Source organism: Tessaracoccus aquimaris (assembly GCF_001997345.1).
GTDB lineage: Bacteria > Actinomycetota > Actinomycetes > Propionibacteriales > Propionibacteriaceae > Arachnia > Arachnia aquimaris.
This window is the reverse complement of the sequence record NZ_CP019606.1, coordinates 1,872,777-1,890,246: the sequence shown is the minus strand read 5'-3', so window position 1 is coordinate 1,890,246 and position 17,470 is coordinate 1,872,777. Positions and strand designations below refer to the sequence as shown.

22 protein-coding genes and 1 pseudogene are annotated in these 17,470 nt (G+C 66.1%); 20 read left to right on the top strand and 3 right to left on the bottom strand.

Translation table 11 applies throughout. The features are described 5' to 3' along the window. Position 1 precedes the first annotated feature (1 nt). The 3 genes from rplP to rpsQ are packed head-to-tail and all read left to right on the top strand — an operon-like array spanning position 2 to position 932. Positions 2-421 (top strand): 50S ribosomal protein L16, encoded by a 420-nt coding sequence (rplP, locus tag BW730_RS08900; RefSeq protein WP_077685928.1) that lies wholly within the window; start codon positions 2-4, stop codon positions 419-421. Next, complete coding sequence (rpmC, locus tag BW730_RS08895; protein WP_077685927.1) at positions 421-654, top strand: 50S ribosomal protein L29; 234 nt, start codon at positions 421-423, stop codon at positions 652-654. Before rplP ends, rpmC begins: the two co-directional genes overlap by 1 nt. Positions 655-656: 2 nt before the next feature. Further along, positions 657-932, top strand: a complete 276-nt coding sequence (rpsQ, locus tag BW730_RS08890; RefSeq protein WP_077685926.1) for a 30S ribosomal protein S17 — start codon at positions 657-659, stop codon at positions 930-932. A gap of 54 nt (positions 933-986) precedes the next feature. On the opposite strand, the gene BW730_RS08885 is transcribed toward rpsQ, so the two are convergent. Continuing rightward, positions 987-1,997, bottom strand: coding sequence for a LacI family DNA-binding transcriptional regulator (locus BW730_RS08885; protein ID WP_077685925.1), 1,011 nt, complete (start codon positions 1,995-1,997; stop codon positions 987-989). Positions 1,998-2,135: 138 nt separating this feature from the next. Here BW730_RS08885 and BW730_RS08880 point away from each other — a divergent pair, with 138 nt between their 5' ends. Then, complete coding sequence (locus BW730_RS08880; RefSeq protein WP_226997167.1) at positions 2,136-3,785, top strand: glycoside hydrolase family 13 protein; 1,650 nt, start codon at positions 2,136-2,138, stop codon at positions 3,783-3,785. A gap of 13 nt (positions 3,786-3,798) precedes the next feature. After that, the gene (locus BW730_RS08875) at positions 3,799-5,205 is read left to right on the top strand and encodes an extracellular solute-binding protein (RefSeq protein ID WP_077685923.1); all 1,407 of its coding nucleotides are present in this window, start codon (positions 3,799-3,801) and stop codon (positions 5,203-5,205) included. Between the two features lie 61 nt (positions 5,206-5,266). On the opposite strand, the gene BW730_RS19285 is transcribed toward BW730_RS08875, so the two are convergent. Next, positions 5,267-5,428 (bottom strand): hypothetical protein, encoded by a 162-nt coding sequence (locus BW730_RS19285; RefSeq protein ID WP_226997166.1) that lies wholly within the window; start codon positions 5,426-5,428, stop codon positions 5,267-5,269. A 240-nt stretch (positions 5,429-5,668) separates the two neighbouring features. Between BW730_RS19285 and BW730_RS19280 the strand changes: the two genes are divergently transcribed. Together BW730_RS19280 and BW730_RS20160 are read left to right on the top strand one after the other, a co-directional pair. Beyond that, positions 5,669-6,205 (top strand): carbohydrate ABC transporter permease, encoded by a 537-nt coding sequence (locus tag BW730_RS19280; protein WP_226997165.1) that lies wholly within the window; start codon positions 5,669-5,671, stop codon positions 6,203-6,205. Positions 6,206-6,213: 8 nt separating this feature from the next. Continuing rightward, a pseudogene (locus BW730_RS20160) lies at positions 6,214-7,026 on the top strand (carbohydrate ABC transporter permease); the annotation flags it as partial. A gap of 101 nt (positions 7,027-7,127) precedes the next feature. Here BW730_RS20160 and BW730_RS08860 read toward each other — a convergent pair. Further along, a complete protein-coding gene (locus BW730_RS08860) occupies positions 7,128-7,508 on the bottom strand; it encodes a phage holin family protein (RefSeq protein ID WP_226997211.1) in 381 nt (126 codons plus the stop codon). Between the two features lie 134 nt (positions 7,509-7,642). On the opposite strand from BW730_RS08860, the gene BW730_RS08855 reads away from it, so the two are divergent. From BW730_RS08855 to BW730_RS08795, 13 genes are all read left to right on the top strand, one after another. Next, on the top strand, positions 7,643-10,909 hold the full coding sequence (locus BW730_RS08855) for an ABC transporter ATP-binding protein/permease (RefSeq protein ID WP_077685921.1): 3,267 nt from the start codon (positions 7,643-7,645) through the stop codon (positions 10,907-10,909). Between the two features lie 204 nt (positions 10,910-11,113). After that, entirely contained in the window at positions 11,114-11,482 is a 369-nt protein-coding gene (rplN, locus tag BW730_RS08850) for a 50S ribosomal protein L14 (protein ID WP_077685920.1), read from the top strand. Positions 11,483-11,484: 2 nt separating this feature from the next. Beyond that, the gene (gene rplX / locus BW730_RS08845) at positions 11,485-11,856 is read left to right on the top strand and encodes a 50S ribosomal protein L24 (protein ID WP_077685919.1); all 372 of its coding nucleotides are present in this window, start codon (positions 11,485-11,487) and stop codon (positions 11,854-11,856) included. Further along, positions 11,856-12,482 (top strand): 50S ribosomal protein L5, encoded by a 627-nt coding sequence (gene rplE, locus BW730_RS08840; RefSeq protein WP_077685918.1) that lies wholly within the window; start codon positions 11,856-11,858, stop codon positions 12,480-12,482. The genes rplX and rplE overlap by 1 nt, the downstream gene beginning before the upstream one ends. 4 nt (positions 12,483-12,486) lie before the next feature. Continuing rightward, positions 12,487-12,672, top strand: a complete 186-nt coding sequence (locus BW730_RS08835; protein ID WP_068749473.1) for a type Z 30S ribosomal protein S14 — start codon at positions 12,487-12,489, stop codon at positions 12,670-12,672. Positions 12,673-12,748: 76 nt separating this feature from the next. Further along, the gene (rpsH, locus tag BW730_RS08830; RefSeq protein WP_077685917.1) at positions 12,749-13,153 is read left to right on the top strand and encodes a 30S ribosomal protein S8; all 405 of its coding nucleotides are present in this window, start codon (positions 12,749-12,751) and stop codon (positions 13,151-13,153) included. 27 nt (positions 13,154-13,180) lie between these two features. After that, on the top strand, positions 13,181-13,723 hold the full coding sequence (gene rplF / locus BW730_RS08825) for a 50S ribosomal protein L6 (protein WP_077685916.1): 543 nt from the start codon (positions 13,181-13,183) through the stop codon (positions 13,721-13,723). Beyond that, positions 13,723-14,106: a 50S ribosomal protein L18 gene (rplR, locus tag BW730_RS08820; RefSeq protein ID WP_077685915.1), complete on the top strand. Its 384-nt coding sequence runs from the start codon at positions 13,723-13,725 to the stop codon at positions 14,104-14,106. Before rplF ends, rplR begins: the two co-directional genes overlap by 1 nt. A gap of 20 nt (positions 14,107-14,126) precedes the next feature. After that, entirely contained in the window at positions 14,127-14,726 is a 600-nt protein-coding gene (gene rpsE / locus BW730_RS08815) for a 30S ribosomal protein S5 (RefSeq protein ID WP_077685914.1), read from the top strand. Further along, positions 14,726-14,908: a 50S ribosomal protein L30 gene (gene rpmD, locus BW730_RS08810; RefSeq protein ID WP_077685913.1), complete on the top strand. Its 183-nt coding sequence runs from the start codon at positions 14,726-14,728 to the stop codon at positions 14,906-14,908. Before rpsE ends, rpmD begins: the two co-directional genes overlap by 1 nt. A 2-nt stretch (positions 14,909-14,910) precedes the next feature. Continuing rightward, a complete protein-coding gene (rplO, locus tag BW730_RS08805) occupies positions 14,911-15,351 on the top strand; it encodes a 50S ribosomal protein L15 (RefSeq protein ID WP_077685912.1) in 441 nt (146 codons plus the stop codon). A 191-nt stretch (positions 15,352-15,542) separates the two neighbouring features. Continuing rightward, entirely contained in the window at positions 15,543-16,856 is a 1,314-nt protein-coding gene (gene secY, locus BW730_RS08800) for a preprotein translocase subunit SecY (protein WP_077685911.1), read from the top strand. After that, positions 16,853-17,428, top strand: a complete 576-nt coding sequence (locus tag BW730_RS08795; RefSeq protein ID WP_077685910.1) for an adenylate kinase — start codon at positions 16,853-16,855, stop codon at positions 17,426-17,428. The genes secY and BW730_RS08795 overlap by 4 nt, the downstream gene beginning before the upstream one ends. Positions 17,429-17,470 lie beyond the last annotated feature (42 nt).

The following is a 17,470-nucleotide window of genomic DNA, read 5'->3' as shown; positions in this document are numbered from 1 at the left end:
AATGCTGATTCCTCGTCGAGTTAAGTTCCGTAAGCAGCACCACCCCAAGCGGGATGGTGCGGCCAAGGGCGGCACCAAGCTCGCCTTCGGTGACTTCGGCATCCAGGCGCTCGAGTCGTCCTACCTGACCAACCGTCAGATCGAGGCAGCCCGTATCGCCATGACCCGTCACATCAAGCGTGGCGGCAAGGTCTGGATCAACGTGTACCCGGACCGCCCCCTGACCAAGAAGCCTGCCGAGACCCGGATGGGTTCCGGTAAGGGTTCGCCCGAGTGGTGGATCGCCAACATCAAGCCCGGACGCGTGCTGTTCGAGCTCTCCGGTGTCCCGGAGGAGGTGGCCCGCGAGGCCATGCGTCTGGCCATCCACAAGCTGCCGTTCAAGGCACGCTTCATCAAGCGCGAAGCAGGTGACATCTGATGAGCAAGAACCTCGCCGCACACGACCTGCGTGGTCTGTCGCGTGATCAGCTCAACGCCAAGGTTGTTGAGCTGAAGGAAGAAGCGTTCGGTCTTCGCTTCCAGGCGGCCACCGGCCAGCTGGAGTCGAGCAGCCGGCTGCGCAGCGTCCGCAAGGACATCGCCCGCATCTACACCGTGCTGCAGGAGCGCAACCTCGGCATCGTGGACGAGCCCGCAGTTGAGGAGAAGTGAACATGAGCGAAGAGACCAACACTGCTGAGCGCAGCCGCCGCAAGGTCCTTCAAGGCGTCGTCGTCTCGGACAAGATGGACAAGACCATCGTCGTCCTGGTCGAGGATCGCGTGAAGCACCCGCTGTACGGCAAGGTCATGACCAAGTCCGAGCGGCTCAAGGCCCACGACGAGAACAACGAAGCCGGCATCGGCGACCGCGTCCGCGTCATGGAGACCCGCCCGCTGTCGGCGCAGAAGCGCTGGCGCCTGGTCGAGATCATCGAGCGCGCCAAGTAAGGCACCAAGAGTTACGGCCCGTCCCTCATCAGAGGGGCGGGCCGTTTCGCGTTCTCAGGCCTTCGGAGGAGGTGCGACCGAGCCGCGCCGGGCCATCTCGACGCTGAGCCGCACCTCTGCGCCGCGCTCCTGAGTCTCGATCAGGGCGAGCAGCGCCGCGACCGCGGCCTTGGCCTTCGCGGGGATGTCCTGGCGGACGGTGCTGAGCGCGGGGGAGACGTAGCGGGCCTCCGGCAGGTCGTCGAAGCCGATGATCGACGCCTGCTCCGGCACCGCGACCCCCGACTCGACCAAGCCCTTCAGCAACCCGATCGCGATGATGTCGGCGGTGGCGAAGATCCCGGTCGGGCGCTGCGGGCTGGCGGCAAGCTCCTGACCGAGCGCAAGCGCGGCGTCGAAGAAGGGGGCGCTGTCGAGCAGCGTGACCGCCTCGCGGTCGAGGCCCGCCTCCGAGACGGCGGCCATGAAGCCGAGGAAGCGTTGGTGGATGACGCCGGGACGGTCGACGCCCGGAGCGACGAGGGCGAGGCGACGGTGCCCCGTCGAGATCAGCTCCCGGCCCGCGATCAGCCCGCCGTGGAAGTCGTCCAGGCCGACCCGGCTGATCCTGCTCGAGGTCGAGTAGTTGTCCACGAACACCAGTGGCAGCCCCAACTTGCTCTGCACCTCGTCGGCCTCGGAGGTGAAGGCGCCGAGGATGATGGCGCCGTCGACGCGCCAGGACCGCAGTTCCTTCGCGGTGACGGCGACGTCGTCGGCGGAGCGGATCATCAGGTACCTGCCCGCCTTCGTCATGCCGCGCTCCACCTCGTCGAGGAAGATCGAGTCATGAGGGCTCGGCTGGGGGCGCTCGCCGCTTGCGGCGTGGACAAGGGCCACGATGTTGGAGCGCTTGGTCGCCAGCGCCGTCGCGGGCCCGTTGGGCACGTAGCCGGTGCGATCCATGATCTCCCGGATGCGCTCGGCGGTGGCGGCCGACACCTTGTCGGTGCGGCCGTTGATCACATTGGACACGGTCATGGCGCTGACCCCTGCCTCCGCGGCGATGTCTCTGACCGTGATCACGGCGCTCCCTTCGTTGCCCACCTCACTGTAGCCAGGTCACATTCGGATAACGCCACTTGACCGGGGGTGCAGGACGAGCCTAGCATTCACGTTGACCGGTAAACGTGTACCGGTAAACCTTGCGGAGGTGAATGCGTGGTGACCGATCGAGTCGCGGAGAGCGCCGAATGGTGGCGCACGGCGGTGATCTACGAGATCTACCCGCGCAGCTTCGTCGACGGCAACGGCGACGGCGTCGGGGACCTCGCGGGCGTACGCTCCGCCCTCGGGTACCTTCGTGACCTCGGCGTCGACGCCATCTGGTTCACCCCCTGGTACGCCTCGCCTTTGATCGACGGCGGCTACGACGTCGCCGACTACCGGGCCATCCACCCGGAACTCGGCACCCTCGCCGAGGCGGAGGCCCTGATCGCGGAGGCCGCGCAACTCGGCATCCGCACCATCGTCGACGTCGTGCCCAACCACATCTCCTCCGAGCATCCGTGGTTCGTGGAGGCCCTCGCCTCCGAGGCCGGTTCTGCGGCCCGCGACCGGTTCTGGTTCCGGGACGGCAGGGGAGAGCAGGGGGATCAACCCCCGACGCGCTGGCCCTCCAACTTCCACGGCGCCACCTGGACCCGCGTGCCCGACGCCGACGGCACGCCAGGCCAGTGGTACCTGCACCTGTTCACCCCGGAGCAGCCCGACCTCAACTGGGACAACGCGGACGTCATCGCCGAACACGAGGCGGTGCTGCGGTTCTGGTTCGACCGGGGCGTGGCGGGCATCCGCGTCGACTCGGCGGCGCTGCTGGTCAAGGACCGTGACCTGCCGGAGGTGCGCGAGCACCACGAGCCGGGACAGCACCCCACCACCGACCGCGACGAGGTGCACGACGTCTACCGCTCCTGGCGCCGGGTGACGGACGAGTACGAGGGCCGCGTGCTTGTCGGCGAGGTCTGGCTGCCCGACCCGGCCCGGTTCGCCGCCTACCTGCGCACCGACGAGATGCACACCGCGTTCAACTTCGACTTCATGGTCCGCCCGTGGGACGCGCGGCAGTTGCGCCAGTCGATCGACACGACCCTCGAGGCGCACCGTCCCGTCGGCGCCCCCACCACGTGGGTGCTGTCCAACCACGACATCACGCGCCCCGTGACGCGCTACGGGCGTGAGGACTCCGGCTTCGACATGGCGCAGAAGCGCTTCGGCACCCCGAGCGACCTCGCCCTCGGAACCCGCCGAGCCCGCGCCGCCGCGTTGCTGACCGCCGCGCTGCCGGGCGTCTTGTACATCTACCAGGGCGACGAGCTCGGCCTCCCCGAGGTCGAGGACATCCCCGACGACGCGCGCCGGGACCCGATGTACCTCTCGGGCGGGGGCGTCGACCCGGGTCGCGACGGCTGCCGGGTGCCGCTGCCCTGGGACGCCGAGGCCCCCAACTGCGGCTTCTCCCCGAGGCCGGTACCCACCTGGCTGCCGCAGCCCGAAGGATGGGGTGACTACGCCGCGAGCTCGCAGGCGCAGGATCCCGGCTCGATGCTCTCGCTGTACCGCTCCGCGATCGCGCTGCGCAGAACCCACCCCGCCATGCACAGCGCAGGCTTCGCCTGGTTGGGTGGCTACGGGGACGACGTCCTCGCCTTCGCACGCGAGTCCGACGGTGGCAGGCTCACGTGCCTGGTCAACCTCGGCAGCGACGCCGTGGCGCTACCCCCTCAAACCCACGTTCTGCTGTCGAGCGCCCCACTGCTCGACCGCCGCCTCGAACCCGATAACGCCGTCTGGCTCGAGAACCACCACCTCTAAGGAGTACGGAGAAATGTCAAACACCCGTCGACCTCTCGCGGCCCTCGTGGCTGCCCTCGTGGGCGCAGGCGCCCTCGTCGGCTGCTCCGGTGGCCAGCCCGCCGGATCCCCCTCGCCCCAGGCAACTGGCGGCGAGGCGGCAGGCCCCGTCACCCTGCGCGTCGTGTCGCTGCTTCCCGGCTCGGAGCAGGCCGCCATCGACGCCTTCAACGCCCAGGTCAAGGAGTTCGAGGACGCCAACCCCGGCATCGACATCCAGCCTGAGGAGTACGAATGGAAGGCGACCACGTTCGCCGCCCAGCTCGCAGGCGGCACCCTGCCGCAGGTCTTCGAGATCCCGTTCACCGACGCAAAGACCCTCATCGAGAACAAGCAGATCGCCGAGCTCGACGCGCAGTTCCAGACGCTGCCGTACGCGTCCAAGTTCAACCCGGCGATCCTCGACGCGGGCAAGGGCCCCGACGGCAAGGTGTACGCCATCCCGGGCAAGAACGTCTACGGTGTCGGCCTGCACTACAACCGCGACCTGTTCACGGCGGCCGGGCTCGACCCCGAGAACCCGCCCAAGACCTGGGACGAGGTCCGCGAGGCGGCCAAGAAGATCGCTGAGAAGAACCCCGGCGTCGCCGGCTACGCGCAGATGACTCAGAACAACACCGGCGGCTGGCAGCTCGTGGCCAACACGTTCGCCCACGGCGGCCGGGTCCAGGAGGTCAAGGCCGACGGCTCCGCCACCTCGACGCTGAACAACGACGGCACAAAGGCCGCGCTGCAGATGCTCAAGGACATGCGCTGGGGCGACAACTCCATGGGCGCGAACTTCATGTTCGACTGGGGCTCCATCAACCAGGCGTTCGCGGCGGGCCAGATCGCCATGTACACCTCCGGAGCCGACGTCTACACCTCGCTCATCCAGACCAACGGCGTCAAGCCCGAGAGCTACGGCCTGACGGCCATGCCGCTGCAGGGCGACGACGCGGGCGTGCTGACCGGAGGCACCATGGTCGCCATGCCCGCCTCGGTCACCGACGCCGAGAAGGACGCCGCCATCAAGTGGATCGACTTCTTCTACCTCGCGAAGCTGGTGGACAAGGACCGCGCAGTGGCAGACGCCAAGACGCTCGCCGCCAACAACCAGCCCGTCGGCACCCCCGTCCTCCCGATGTTCAACAAGGCCCAGTGGGATGAGAACCAGGAATGGATCAAGGAGTACATCAACGTCCCGCTCGACCAGATGAAGGGCTACACCGACACGATGTTCGACCTGCCTCTGGTGGGCGAGCCGAGCCAGAAGACGCAGGAGATCTACGCGCTTCTCGACCCGGTCGTGCAGGCGGTCCTGACGGACAAGAACGCCGACATCGACGCCCTCCTGAACGATGCCAACACCCAGGCTCAGGCGCTGCTCGACCAGAAGTGAGACCGGCGGGCGCGCCGTGACCCCCCTGCGGCGCGTCCGCCCACAACCTTGAGGAGAACCATCACGTGAGCAGCACCACCACCCCAGCCCGGCGCCTCGGCATCGGAGCACGGCTCAGGAACTGGGTCCGCGGCGGGGGAATCAGCACGCTGGTCTTCGCCCTGCCGCTGCTGCTCATCTTCGGGCTGTTCTCCTGGCTCCCGATCGTCAGGTCGGTGATCATGAGCTTCCAGAAGACGAACCTCGTTGCCCCGCCCGAGTTCGTCGCCTGGGACAACTTCGCGTTCGTGCTCTCGGACCCGCTGCTCGGCATCGCGGTGCGCAATACGCTCTACTTCGCGTTCCTCGCGCTACTGGTCGGCTTCCCGATCCCCCTGGTGGTCGCGGTGCTGATGAGCGAGGTCCGCAAGGCGAAGGGGCTCTACTCGGCGCTGGCCTACCTGCCCGTCGTGGTGCCCCCGTCGTGTCGGTGCTGCTCTGGAAGTTCTTCTACGACGCCAGCCCGACGGGCCTGTTCAACACGATCCTCGGCTGGGTCGGGCTCGGCCCGTTCCCGTGGCTGCAGGACTCGACGTGGGCGATGCCGTCCCTGGTGCTCGCCGCCACCTGGGCGGGGGCGGGCGGCACGATCATCATCTATCTCGCGGCCCTCACCGGGGTGCCGCCCGAACTGTACGAGGCCGCCGAGATGGACGGTGCAGGGATCTGGCGCAAGATCTGGCACATCACGCTTCCCCAACTCCGCGGTGTCATCTACATCACGTTGATCCTGCAGATCATCGCGACGGCGCAGGTCTTCCTCGAGCCATACCTGTTCACGGGCGGCGGCCCGGCGCACGCCACCATCACGGTGCTGCTGCTGATCTACAACTACGCCTTCGCCAACAGCCTCGGCGGCAACTACGGCGCCGCGACCGCGCTCTCGTTGATGTTGGCGGGCTTCCTTGCCGTGTTCTCGCTCATCTACTTCCGCCTCACCAGTTCCTGGAGCAAGTCGTGACCGACACCATGATCCCGCGCACCAGGCGCGCCAAGTCGTCCCAGGACCAGCGCGGCATCACCTCGAACGCGGACTGGCGCAAGCCGTCGGTCAGGTTCTCGCTCGGCACGGTGCAGGTGCTGCTGCTTGTGGCGCTGTTCGTCGCGGGGCTCGGCCCGATGCTGCTGCTCGCCAAGTTCGCGATCACCCCGACCCAGGACATCCTGCGCACGCCGATGGCGATCTTCCCCAACGGCGTGAAACTGGAGAACCTCGACCAGGCGTGGAACCGCGTCCAGGTCTCGCGCTACTTCATGAACACCGTGTGGCTCGCCCTCGGCTCGTGGGCGAGCCAACTGATCGTCGCCACCACCGGCGGCTACGTGCTCTCGGTGCTCCGCCCCCGGTACGGAAAGCTGATCAACGCGCTGGTGCTTGCCACGCTGTTCGTCCCAGCCGTCGTGCTGCTCGTGCCGCTGTACCTGACCATCCTGAACCCGCCGCTGCTCGGCCAGTCGCTGATCAACTCGTTCTGGGCCGTGTGGCTGCCTGCAGGCGCGAGCGCGTTCAACGTGGTGCTCGTCGCCCGCTTCTTCGACAGCCTGCCGCGCGAGGTGTTCGAGGCCGCTCGGGTCGACGGGGCGGGTAACTTCCGGCTCTTCTGGTCCATCGTGCTTCCGATGTCCAAGCCGATCCTGGGTGTGGTCAGCGTGTTCGCGATCATCGCGAGCTGGAAGGACTTCCTCTGGCCGCTGCTGGTGCTGAAGGACCCCAAGATTCAGCCCCTGTCGGTTCGGCTGCCCGCGATCGCAGGGGCGACCGACCTCGGGGTGTTCCTCGCGGCGCTGGCGATCGCGACGCTGATCCCCGTGGCGCTGTTCCTCGCGTTCCAGCGCCTGTTCCTCGGGGAGCGGGCCTGGGAGGCGCCGTCAAGGGCTGAGGCTCAGCGCTGCGAGTCCTGCTTCTTCCCGGAGCCGAGCAGGCCGCCCAGGATCGCGCCGACCACCGAGATGATGATCGAGCCGAACAGGGCCGACCAGAAGCCGTCGACGTGGAAGCCGATGCCGAACTGGGTGCCGATCCACGACGTCAGCATCAGCATCAGCGCGTTGACGACAAGCATGAACAGCCCGAGCGTCAGCACAATGAGGCAGGTGCTCATGACGCTGACGATCGGCTTGATCACGGCGTTGACCGCCCCGAAGATGAGCGCGACGATCAGCAGCGTGACGACCTTGTCCGTGGTGTCAGAGGCGGTCAGGCTGATCCCGGGGACGAGCCAGACCGCGGCGGCCGTGGCGAGGGCTGTGACGATGAGACGCATCAAGAACTGCATGCCTCCAACAATGCCAGCCGACCTGCGCCTCGTCTGTGGGGGACCTCCCTGAGCGTTCCCCGGTGTTGGGTGCAACGTAGGATTGCCGGAGTTTGGGCCCGACGACTCGGAGGGAGGACCCGATGCTCCAACTCGATCAAGTGCGTAAGTCGTACACGACGGGCGACTTCACTCAGGTGGCGCTCGACGACGTCAGCATCGCGTTCCGCGACAACGAGTTCGTGGCGATCCTCGGCCCCTCCGGCTCGGGCAAGACGACACTTCTCAACGTGGTCGGCGGGCTCGACCACTACGACTCCGGCAACCTGATCATCGACGGCGTCGCGACGTCGAAGTACAAGGACCGCGACTGGGACACGTACCGCAACAACCGGATCGGGTTCGTCTTCCAGAGCTACAACCTGATCCCGCACCAGAGCGTGCTCGCCAACGTCGAACTGGCCCTGACGCTCGCGGGGGTCTCGCCCGCGGAGCGCAGGCAGCGTGCCATCGCCGCGCTGGACGAGGTGGGCCTCGTCGACCACATCCACAAGCGCCCCAACCAACTCTCCGGCGGCCAGATGCAGCGCGTCGCCATCGCACGCGCCCTCATCAACGACCCCGAGATCCTGCTCGCCGACGAGCCCACCGGCGCCCTCGACTCGCACACGAGCGTGCAGATCATGGCCCTGCTGACCAGCATCGCCAAGGACCGCCTCGTCATCATGGTCACGCACAACCCGGAGTTGGCGGAGGAGTACGCCACCCGGATCGTGTCGCTGCGCGACGGCGTGATCTCCGAGGACTCCGACCCGTACACGCCGGACGCGGGGGAGGAGATCGGCCATTCGCAGGCCAAGCGCACCAGCATGTCCTTCCTGACGGCCATCGCGCTGTCCTTCAACAACCTGATGACCAAGAAGGGCCGAACGCTGATGACCGCGTTCGCGGGCAGCATCGGCATCATCGGCATCGCCGCGATCCTTGCGCTCGCCAACGGAGTCAACGCCTACATCAAGGGCGTCGAGGAGGACACCCTCTCGATGTACCCTCTCTCCATCGAGCGGCAGGGCTTCGACATGGGCTCGATGTTGGCCGCCTCCGCAGGCCTGATGGACGAGATGGGCGGCGACAAGGCGGGGGAGGAGGGCTCCGCGCACGAGATCCACCTGCTCTCGAGCATGTTCGGCGGGATCGGCACCAACGACCTGCGCTCGCTGAAGTCGTACCTGGAGGGCGAGGGACGTTCCATCCAGGACTCCGTCAACTCCATCCAGTACTCCTACGACGTCACGCCGCAGATCTTCGCCTCCGACACGGCCGACGGCCCGCGCCAGGTCAACCCCGACTCCACGTTCAGCAAGCTGGGCTTCGGCTCCGGCGGTGCCGTGATGGGCTCGGCGGGAGGCACCAACGTCTTCTCCGAACTGGTGGACGACCTGTCGCTCGTCGACACCCAGTACGACGTGTTGCAGGGCCGCTGGCCGACGGCATTCGACGAGACGGTGCTGGTGCTCAGCCCGAGCGGGGGCGTCAGCGACGTCTCCCTCTACGCCATGGGGTTGCGCGACCCGGCAGAGCTCGACGCCATGGTGCGCCAGGTGATCGCCGAGGAGAAGGTCAGCGTCCCCGAGGACTCGCTCAGCTTCAGCTACGACGAACTGATGGACGTGACGTTCCGGCTCGTCAACGCCACCGACAGGTATGCGTTCGACTCCGCATACGACGTGTGGACCGACCGCGGCGGCGACGAGGCGTTCATGCGTCAACTCGTCGACGGGGGAGAGACCCTCAAGATCGTCGGCGTCGTCAAGGCCAACGGCGACAACTCCGTGCTGAGGCCCGGCATCTACTACACCTCAGCGCTGACCCGCCACATCATCGAGGCGTCCCAGGACACCGCGATCGTGCAGAGCCAACTCGCCCACCGCGACGTCAACGTCTTCTCAGGGCGCAGCTTCGCAGACGACACAGGAGGGCCCGAGGGCCTCGACCTCGCCTCGCTGATCACCGTCGACGAGGACGCCATCACCAAGGCGTTCACCTTCGACCAGTCCAAGCTGCAGCTCGACCTCGGCGGGCTCGAGGACCTGTCGATGCCCGACCTGGAGCTCGACCCGGCGGCGCTGCCCGAACTCGACGTCGCGGCCCTGCTCGGCGACCTCGACCTGACGACCCTGGTGCGGCCCCCGGACGATCTCGACCAGGACGTCGGCCAGACCACCGCCATGGTGCAGGGCCTCGCGGAGGGGTTCGTCGCCTACGCCGCGGCCAACGCGCTCGACCCGGCCGACCCTGCCAGCTTCCCGACGTTCCTGGCCTCCGACGAGGCGAAGGCGCTGCTCGCGGGCGAGCCGGGTGCGAAGCCCGGGATGATCACCCAGTTGGTCACCGGCTACCTCGGCTACGCCACAGGCAACCAGGCCGACCTCGCGGACGTCGCGACCACGCTCCCCGCCTTCCTGGCCACCCCGGAGGGGCAGGCGCTCCAGGGGGAGGCGATGGGGCTGATCGACACGGCAGCGCTCCAGACCCAACTGCAGGGCGCGATCGGTGGCTACCTCCAAGAGGTGATGTCGACCTACATGGCGGAGGCGTCGAGCCAGATCGGGGACGCGCTGCGCACCCAGATCACCTCCGCCATGGAGGGCGCCATGGATCAGCTCGCCTCCCAGATGAGCGACGCCATGAGCATCGACCAGGAGGCGTTCACCAAGGCGTTCAGCCTGAACAAGAACCAGGAGGAGCTCACTCAACTCCTGATGTCGATGGCGACCACGGAGCTGAACTCCTTCGAGTCGAACATGCGCACGCTCGGCTACGCCGACCTCGCCGACCCGTCCGGGATCGAGATCTTCCCCAAGGACTTCGAGTCGAAGGGCAAGGTCATCGAGACGCTCGACGCCTACAACGAACGCGCCCGCGACGGCGGCCACGAGGACAAGGTGATCACCTACACCGACCTGGTGGGGGCGCTGATGGGCTCGGTGACGGACATCGTCAACATGGTCAGCTATGTGCTTGTCGCCTTCGTGGCGATCTCGCTGATCGTCAGTTCCATCATGATCGGCGTGATCACCTACATCTCGGTGCTTGAGCGGAAGAAGGAGATCGGCATCCTGCGCTCGATCGGCGCCTCCAAGCGGGACATCCGGCGCGTCTTCAACGCGGAGACCCTGATCGTCGGCTTCGTGGCGGGGGCGCTCGGCGTCGGTCTCACATTCCTGCTGACGGTCCCTGCCAACGCGATCGTCTACACCAACTTCGACGTCGCCAACGTCGCGCAGTTGCCGTGGCAGGCGGCGCTGATCCTGGTGGCCATCAGCATGGCGCTGACGGCGCTCGCCGGCCTCATCCCGGCCTCCGCCGCGTCCCGCAAGGATCCGGTCGAGGCGTTGCGCAGCGAGTAGGCCCGGGACCGATTTTTACGCTCAGGTCCGCTGCGATAGACTGTGCCAGTTGTCTTGGGTCTGTGCCCCTTCGGGGGACCTTTCCCGGGCGCACACCGTGGCCCCCTCTCTCTCGAGCTGGGGGTTGCCTCCTGGCAAAATCCAGGGGGTCCATTTCTAGTTCCACAAGGCCTGATACCGGAACCGGTGGAGCAAGGAGCAGTAATGATCCAGCAGGAGTCGCGACTGAAGGTCGCCGACAACACTGGTGCGAAGGAAATCCTCTGCATCCGTGTTCTCGGTGGCTCGAAGCGCCGCTATGCCTACCTGGGCGACACCATTGTCGCCACCGTCAAGGATGCGATCCCTGGCGGCAACGTCAAGAAGGGCGACGTGGTCAAGGCCGTCATCGTCCGAGCCAAGAAGGAGCGTCGCCGCGCCGACGGTTCCTACATCAAGTTCGATGAGAACGCGGCCGTGATCCTGAAGAGCGACGGGGAGCCCCGCGGCACCCGCATCTTCGGCCCCGTCGCCCGCGAACTCCGCGAGAAGAAGTTCATGCGCATCGTCTCGCTGGCACCGGAGGTGATCTGATCATGGCGAAGCTCAACATCAAGAAGGGCGACCGCGTGATGGTCATCTCGGGCAAGGACAAGGGTGTGACCGCCGAGGTCATCGCCGTTGATCCCGCCACCGAGCGTGTCACCGTCCAGGGCGTGAACCTCGTCAAGAAGCACCGTCGTGAGTCGCAGACCGCCAACGGTCGTCGCGTCGAGGGCGGCATCATCAACGTCGAGGCCCCGATCCACGTGAGCAACGTGCAGCTCGTGGTCAAGGTCGATGGCAAGGAAGTCCCCACGCGCGTCGGACACAAGCGCGTCGAGGTGACCAAGCGTCGTCCCGATGGTTCCGAGTACAAGGCCGAGCGCTCCGTGCGCATCGCCACCAAGACCGGTGAGGAGATCTGATGAGCGAGACCTCGACCACCACGATGCCCCGTCTCAAGGCCAAGTACCGCGAGAGCATCGTTCCTGCCCTGCAGGAAGAGTTCAACTTCGACAACGTCATGCAGATCCCCGGTCTCACCAAGATCGTCGTGAACATGGGCGTCGGCGAGGCCGCGCGCGACTCGAAGATCATCGACGGCGCCATCAAGGACCTCACCGCGATCACCGGCCAGAAGCCGGCCGTCACGAAGGCCCGCAAGTCGATCGCACAGTTCAAGCTGCGTGAGGGTCAGCCCATCGGCTGCCACGTCACGCTGCGTGGCGACCGGATGTGGGAGTTCGCCGATCGTCTCCTGACGCTCGCGCTGCCCCGTATCCGCGACTTCCGTGGTCTCAACGGGCGCCAGTTCGACGGCAACGGCAACTACACCTTCGGTCTCAACGAGCAGGTCATGTTCCTCGAGATCGATCAGGACAAGATCGACCGCGTCCGCGGCATGGACATCACGTTCGTGACCTCCGCAGACAACGACGAGGAAGGCCGTGCGCTGCTCAAGCTCCTGGGCTTCCCCTTCAAGGCCACTGACGACCCGAAGAAGCAGAAGGCCAAGCGCGGCCCCGCTTACTACGCCAAGAAGAAGAAGTGAACTGATGGCTAAGACAGCACTCAAGGTCAAGCAGGCGCGCAAGCCCAAGTTCGGCGTGCGTGCGTACACCCGTTGCCAGAAGTGCGGCCGGCCCCACTCGGTCTACCGCAAGTTCGGCCTGTGCCGCATCTGCCTGCGCGAAATGGCGCATGCTGGGGAACTCCCCGGCGTGACCAAGTCGTCCTGGTGACCCAGACCCACATTCCATTCAAACCACACCAGGTCCGGGTCTCCCGGAAACCGGTGTAGATAAGAGGCAACTAGTCATGACGATGACTGATCCGATCGCAGACATGCTGACGCGTCTGCGTAACGCCAACCAGGCGTACCAGGATTCCACGTCGATGCCGAGCTCGAAGATCAAGGTGGGAATCGCCGAGATCCTCAAGAAGAACGGCTACATCGCCGACTACGAACTGACCGAGGTCGAGGGCCAGGTCGGCAAGGTTCTGAAGGTGACGCTGAAGTACGGCGAGTCGCGCGAGCGCTCCATCGCCGGCCTGCGGCGCATCTCGAAGCCGGGCCTTCGCGTTTACGCGAAGTCCACCGAACTCCCCAAGGTGCTCGGCGGTCTCGGCATCGCGATCATCTCGACGTCGCATGGTCTGCTGACCGACCGCGACGCCAAGTCCAAGTCCGTGGGCGGCGAAGTACTCGCCTACGTCTGGTGATCTGGCGAAGGTAAGGAGAAAACTTAAATGTCACGAATTGGCAGGCTCCCCATCGCCATTCCGTCCGGTGTGGACGTCAAGCTCGACGGCCAGCAGGTCGACGTCAAGGGCCCGAAGGGCACCCTGACACTGACCGTCGCTGACCCGATCACCATCGCCAAGGGCGACGACGGCCAGCTGCAGGTTTCCCGTCCCAACGATGCGCGCGAGTCGCGTTCGCTGCACGGCCTGACCCGCACCCTGGTCAACAACATGATGCTCGGCGTCACCGAGGGCTACGAAAAGAAGCTCGAGATCGTCGGCGTCGGCTACCGCGTGATCTCCAAGGGCCCGCAGCAGCTCGAGTTTGCGCTCGGCTTCTCGCACCCGGTGATCGTTGACGCGCCTGAGGGCATCGAGTTCGTTGTCGAGGCCCCCACCCGTTTCTCGGTCAAGGGCATCGACAAGCAGCTCGTCGGCGAGACCGCGGCCAACATCCGCAAGATTCGCAAGCCCGAGCCCTACAAGGGCAAGGGTGTCCGCTACGCGGGCGAGCACGTCCGCCGCAAGGCTGGAAAGGCTGGTAAGTAATGGCCATCTCGATCAAGCACAACAAGTCGCTTGCTCCGAAGAGCGCGTCTCGTGCGCGTCGTCAGCTGCGTGCCCGCAAGAAGATCAACGGCTCGGTCGACCGTCCCCGCATGGTCGTCACCCGTTCGTCGCGCCACCTGTTCGTTCAGGTGATCGACGACACCGTCGGCAAGACGCTCGCGTCCGCCTCCACCATGGAGGCCGACCTGCGTTCGGCCGACGGCGACAAGTCGGAGAGGGCCCGCAAGGTCGGCTCCCTGATCGCCGAGCGCGCCAAGGCCGCAGGCATCGAGCAGGTCGTCTTCGACCGTGCAGGTAACAAGTACCACGGACGGATCGCGGCGCTTGCCGACGCCGCCCGCGAGGCCGGGCTCGGCTTCTAACACGACGAAAGGAATTCACGATGAGTGAAACCCAGCAGCGCCGTTCCGGCGCGGGTGAGCGTCGTGGCCGTGACGATCGTCGTGGCCAGGCTCAGAAGGAAGAAAGCAAGTACCTCGAGCGCGTTGTCACCATCAACCGCGTCGCCAAGGTCGTTCAGGGTGGTCGTCGCTTCAGCTTCACCGCACTGGTCGTCGTCGGCGATGGCGAGGGCATGGTGGGCGTCGGCTACGGCAAGGCGAAGGAGGTGCCGGCCGCGATCGCCAAGGGTGTTGAAGAGGCCAAGAAGCACTTCTTCCGCGTGCCGCTGATCCAGCGCACCATCCCGCACCCCGTCCAGGGTGAGAAGGCCGGTGGCGTCGTGCTGCTGCGCCCCGCCTCGCCCGGTACCGGTGTGATCGCCGGTGGCTCCGCCCGTGCGGTGCTCGAGTGCGCCGGAGTGCACGATGTGCTCTCCAAGTCGCTCGGCTCCTCCAACGCGATCAACGTCGTGCACGCGACCGTTGATGCGCTCAAGCAGCTCGAGACCCCTGAGGCCGTGGCTCACCGCCGCGGGCTCCCGGTCGAGGACGTGGCCCCGGCCGCACTGCTTCGCGCCGCTAAGGAAGGGGCGGCCAAGTAATGGCGGAGCTCAAGATCACCCAGTCCAAGTCCGCGGTGGGCGGCAAGCAGTACCAGCGCGACACGCTTCGCACCCTGGGCCTCAAGCGGATCGGTGACACCGTGACGCGCGAGGATCGCCCCGAGGTGCTCGGCATGATCCGCACGGTCGCCCACCTGGTTACCGTTGAAGAGGTGAAGTGACCATGTCGCTCAAGCTGCATCATCTGCGTCCCGCCCCCGGCGCCAAGACCGAGAAGACTCGTGTCGGCCGTGGTGAGGGTTCGAAGGGTAAGACCGCAGGTCGTGGTACCAAGGGCACCGGCGCGCGCAAGAACGTTCCTCAGAACTTCGAGGGCGGCCAGATGCCGATCCACATGCGTCTGCCGAAGCTCAAGGGCTTCAAGAACCCGTTCCGTGTCGAGTTCCAGGTCGTCAATGTCGGCCGCGTCGCCGAGCTGTTCCCGAAGGGTGGCGACGTCACCGTCGCCGACCTCGTGGCGGCCGGTGCCGTGCGCGACGGCGCCCTGGTGAAGGTGCTCGGCAACGGCGACGTCCCCGTGGCCCTGAAGGTGAGCGCCAACGCGTTCTCCGCCTCGGCCAAGGCCAAGCTGGAGGCCGCTGGCGGTTCCGCCACCGAGCTCTGACGCACAGCTGAACCCAGAATGGGGTGGGTCCGGATCTTTCCGGACCCACCCCATTCGCATCCCCCGACACGGGTTGGGCGAGGTTTGTGGGGGGCGGGAGTTTTGGTGGTGGGTCGGGCCTTGATAGGCTGCCCTGGTTGCCGTGCTATCGGCGCGCGCTGAAATCTGTTGTTCGTCGAAAGTAGATCTGGATGCTCTCCGCTCTCGCAAATGCGTTGAAGACACCGGACCTTCGCAAGAAGCTCCTCTTCACGCTGGGCATCATCGCCGTGTTCCGACTTGGGTCGACGATCCCAAGCCCGAACGTCAACATGGCTCGCATCGACGAATGTCTGGCGATCGCGACGTCCGGCGAGGCAGCCGGCATCTACAACATCGTCAACCTGTTCTCCGGCGGCGCGCTGCTGAGACTGACGATCTTCGCGCTCGGCATCATGCCCTACATCACCAGCTCCATCATCCTGCAGCTCCTCACCGTGGTGATCCCGCGGCTCGAGGCGCTGAAGAAGGAAGGGGCCTCCGGCCAGGCCAAGATCACCGAGTACACCCGTTACCTGACGCTCGTGCTCGCGGTGCTCAACGCCAGCGCCTTCGTGACGATGGCGCGCACCGGACAGTTGCTGCCCGGCTGTACCAACGTGCTGTACTCCGACGAGCTGTTCCCGCTCATCGTGATGATCCTGATCATGACCGCAGGCACTGCGGTCATCATGTGGATGGGTGAGCTGATCACCGAGCGCGGTGTCGGCAACGGCATGTCCATCATGATCTTCACCCAGATCGCGGCCAGCTTCCCCGCAGGCCTGTGGGCCATCAAGGAGAGCCACCAGGGCGTCACCGGATGGGTGCTGTTCTTCGTAGTGATCGGCATCGGCCTGCTCGTGATGCTCGGCATCATCTGGGTCGAGCAGGGCCAGCGTCGGATCCCCGTGCAGTACGCCAAGCGGATGGTCGGCCGTCGCCTCGTCGGCGGCTCCACGACCTACATCCCGCTGAAGGTCAACCAGTCGGGCGTCATCCCCGTCATCTTCGCCTCGTCGATCATGTATCTCCCGGTGCTGTACGCGACCTTCCGGCCCGAGGGCGCAGTCTCGCAGTGGATCACCGCGAACTTCACGGGCAACGGCATCCACTCGTGGGTCTATTCGGCGCTCCAGTTCGTCCTCATCATCGCCTTCTGCTACTTCTACGTGTCGATCACCTTCAACCCCGAAGAGGTCTCCGACAACATGAAGAAGTACGGCGGCTTCATCCCGGGGATCCGGGCGGGCAAGCCGACCGAGCGGTACCTGGCATACGTCCTGTCGCGCCTGACGGCCCCCGGCTCGCTGTACCTCGCGGTGATCGCCCTGATCCCGACCATCGCCTTCATGGCGGTCGGCGCCGCACAGAACTTCCCCTTCGGCGGCACCTCGATCCTGATCATCGTCGGCGTCGGTCTCGACACCGTCAAGAAGATCGAGAGCCAACTCCAGCAGCGCAACTATGAGGGTTTCCTGAAGTGAAGCTTCTGATCATGGGAGCGCCCGGTGCAGGCAAAGGCACCCAGGCGACGGCCTTGGCCGAGCGCTACGGCGTGCCTGCGATCTCTACGGGCGACATCTTCCGGTACAACATCAAGAACCAGACGCCGCTCGGCGTCAAGGTCAAGGCGATTATCGACGCGGGGGAGTACGTCCCCGACGACGTCACCGAGGAGATCGTCGCCTCCCGGCTCGCCGAGCCCGACTGCGAGCAGGGCTTCCTGCTCGACGGCTTCCCCCGCACCATGCACCAGGTCCACTTCCTGGACCGCTACCTCGCGGAGCGTTCGGCCCCGCTCGACGCCGTGGTGTCGTTGATGGTGCAGCCCGAGGCCCTCGTGCAGAGGCTCCTCGCCCGCGCCGAGATCGAGGGCAGGGCCGACGACAACGAGGACACCATCCGCCGCCGGATGGAGGTCTACGCAGGCCAGACGGCCCCGCTGCTCTTCCACTACGAGAACAAGGGCCTGCTCGTCGACGTGGACGGCACCGGCACCGTCGATGAGGTCCGCCAGCGCATGTTCGACCTGGTCGACGCGCACGTCAAGGCCTGAGCGTGAGCCACATCGAGATCAAGTCCCTGGACGAACTGCTCC

Bases quoted from the DNA above. Each gene is read 5' to 3' on its own strand.
- rplO (WP_077685912.1), top strand. From the start codon at position 14,911: ATGTCGCTCAAGCTGCATCATCTGCGTCCCGCCCCCGGCGCCAAGACC.
- rpmC (WP_077685927.1), top strand. From the start codon at position 421: ATGAGCAAGAACCTCGCCGCACACGACCTGCGTGGTCTGTCGCGTGAT.
- BW730_RS08875 (WP_077685923.1), top strand. From the start codon at position 3,799: ATGTCAAACACCCGTCGACCTCTCGCGGCCCTCGTGGCTGCCCTCGTG.
- rplN (WP_077685920.1), top strand. From the start codon at position 11,114: ATGATCCAGCAGGAGTCGCGACTGAAGGTCGCCGACAACACTGGTGCG.
- rplF (WP_077685916.1), top strand. From the start codon at position 13,181: ATGTCACGAATTGGCAGGCTCCCCATCGCCATTCCGTCCGGTGTGGAC.
- rpsH (WP_077685917.1), top strand. From the start codon at position 12,749: ATGACGATGACTGATCCGATCGCAGACATGCTGACGCGTCTGCGTAAC.
- BW730_RS08835 (WP_068749473.1), top strand. From the start codon at position 12,487: ATGGCTAAGACAGCACTCAAGGTCAAGCAGGCGCGCAAGCCCAAGTTC.
- secY (WP_077685911.1), top strand. From the start codon at position 15,543: ATGCTCTCCGCTCTCGCAAATGCGTTGAAGACACCGGACCTTCGCAAG.
- BW730_RS08855 (WP_077685921.1), top strand. From the start codon at position 7,643: ATGCTCCAACTCGATCAAGTGCGTAAGTCGTACACGACGGGCGACTTC.
- rpmD (WP_077685913.1), top strand. From the start codon at position 14,726: ATGGCGGAGCTCAAGATCACCCAGTCCAAGTCCGCGGTGGGCGGCAAG.
- BW730_RS19285 (WP_226997166.1), bottom strand. From the start codon at position 5,428: ATGATCACCGACCTGACGATCGGGAGCCAGGAGAACAGCCCGAAGATG.
- rplE (WP_077685918.1), top strand. From the start codon at position 11,856: ATGAGCGAGACCTCGACCACCACGATGCCCCGTCTCAAGGCCAAGTAC.
- rpsQ (WP_077685926.1), top strand. From the start codon at position 657: ATGAGCGAAGAGACCAACACTGCTGAGCGCAGCCGCCGCAAGGTCCTT.
- rplX (WP_077685919.1), top strand. From the start codon at position 11,485: ATGGCGAAGCTCAACATCAAGAAGGGCGACCGCGTGATGGTCATCTCG.
- rpsE (WP_077685914.1), top strand. From the start codon at position 14,127: ATGAGTGAAACCCAGCAGCGCCGTTCCGGCGCGGGTGAGCGTCGTGGC.
- BW730_RS08860 (WP_226997211.1), bottom strand. From the start codon at position 7,508: ATGCGTCTCATCGTCACAGCCCTCGCCACGGCCGCCGCGGTCTGGCTC.
- rplR (WP_077685915.1), top strand. From the start codon at position 13,723: ATGGCCATCTCGATCAAGCACAACAAGTCGCTTGCTCCGAAGAGCGCG.
- rplP (WP_077685928.1), top strand. From the start codon at position 2: ATGCTGATTCCTCGTCGAGTTAAGTTCCGTAAGCAGCACCACCCCAAG.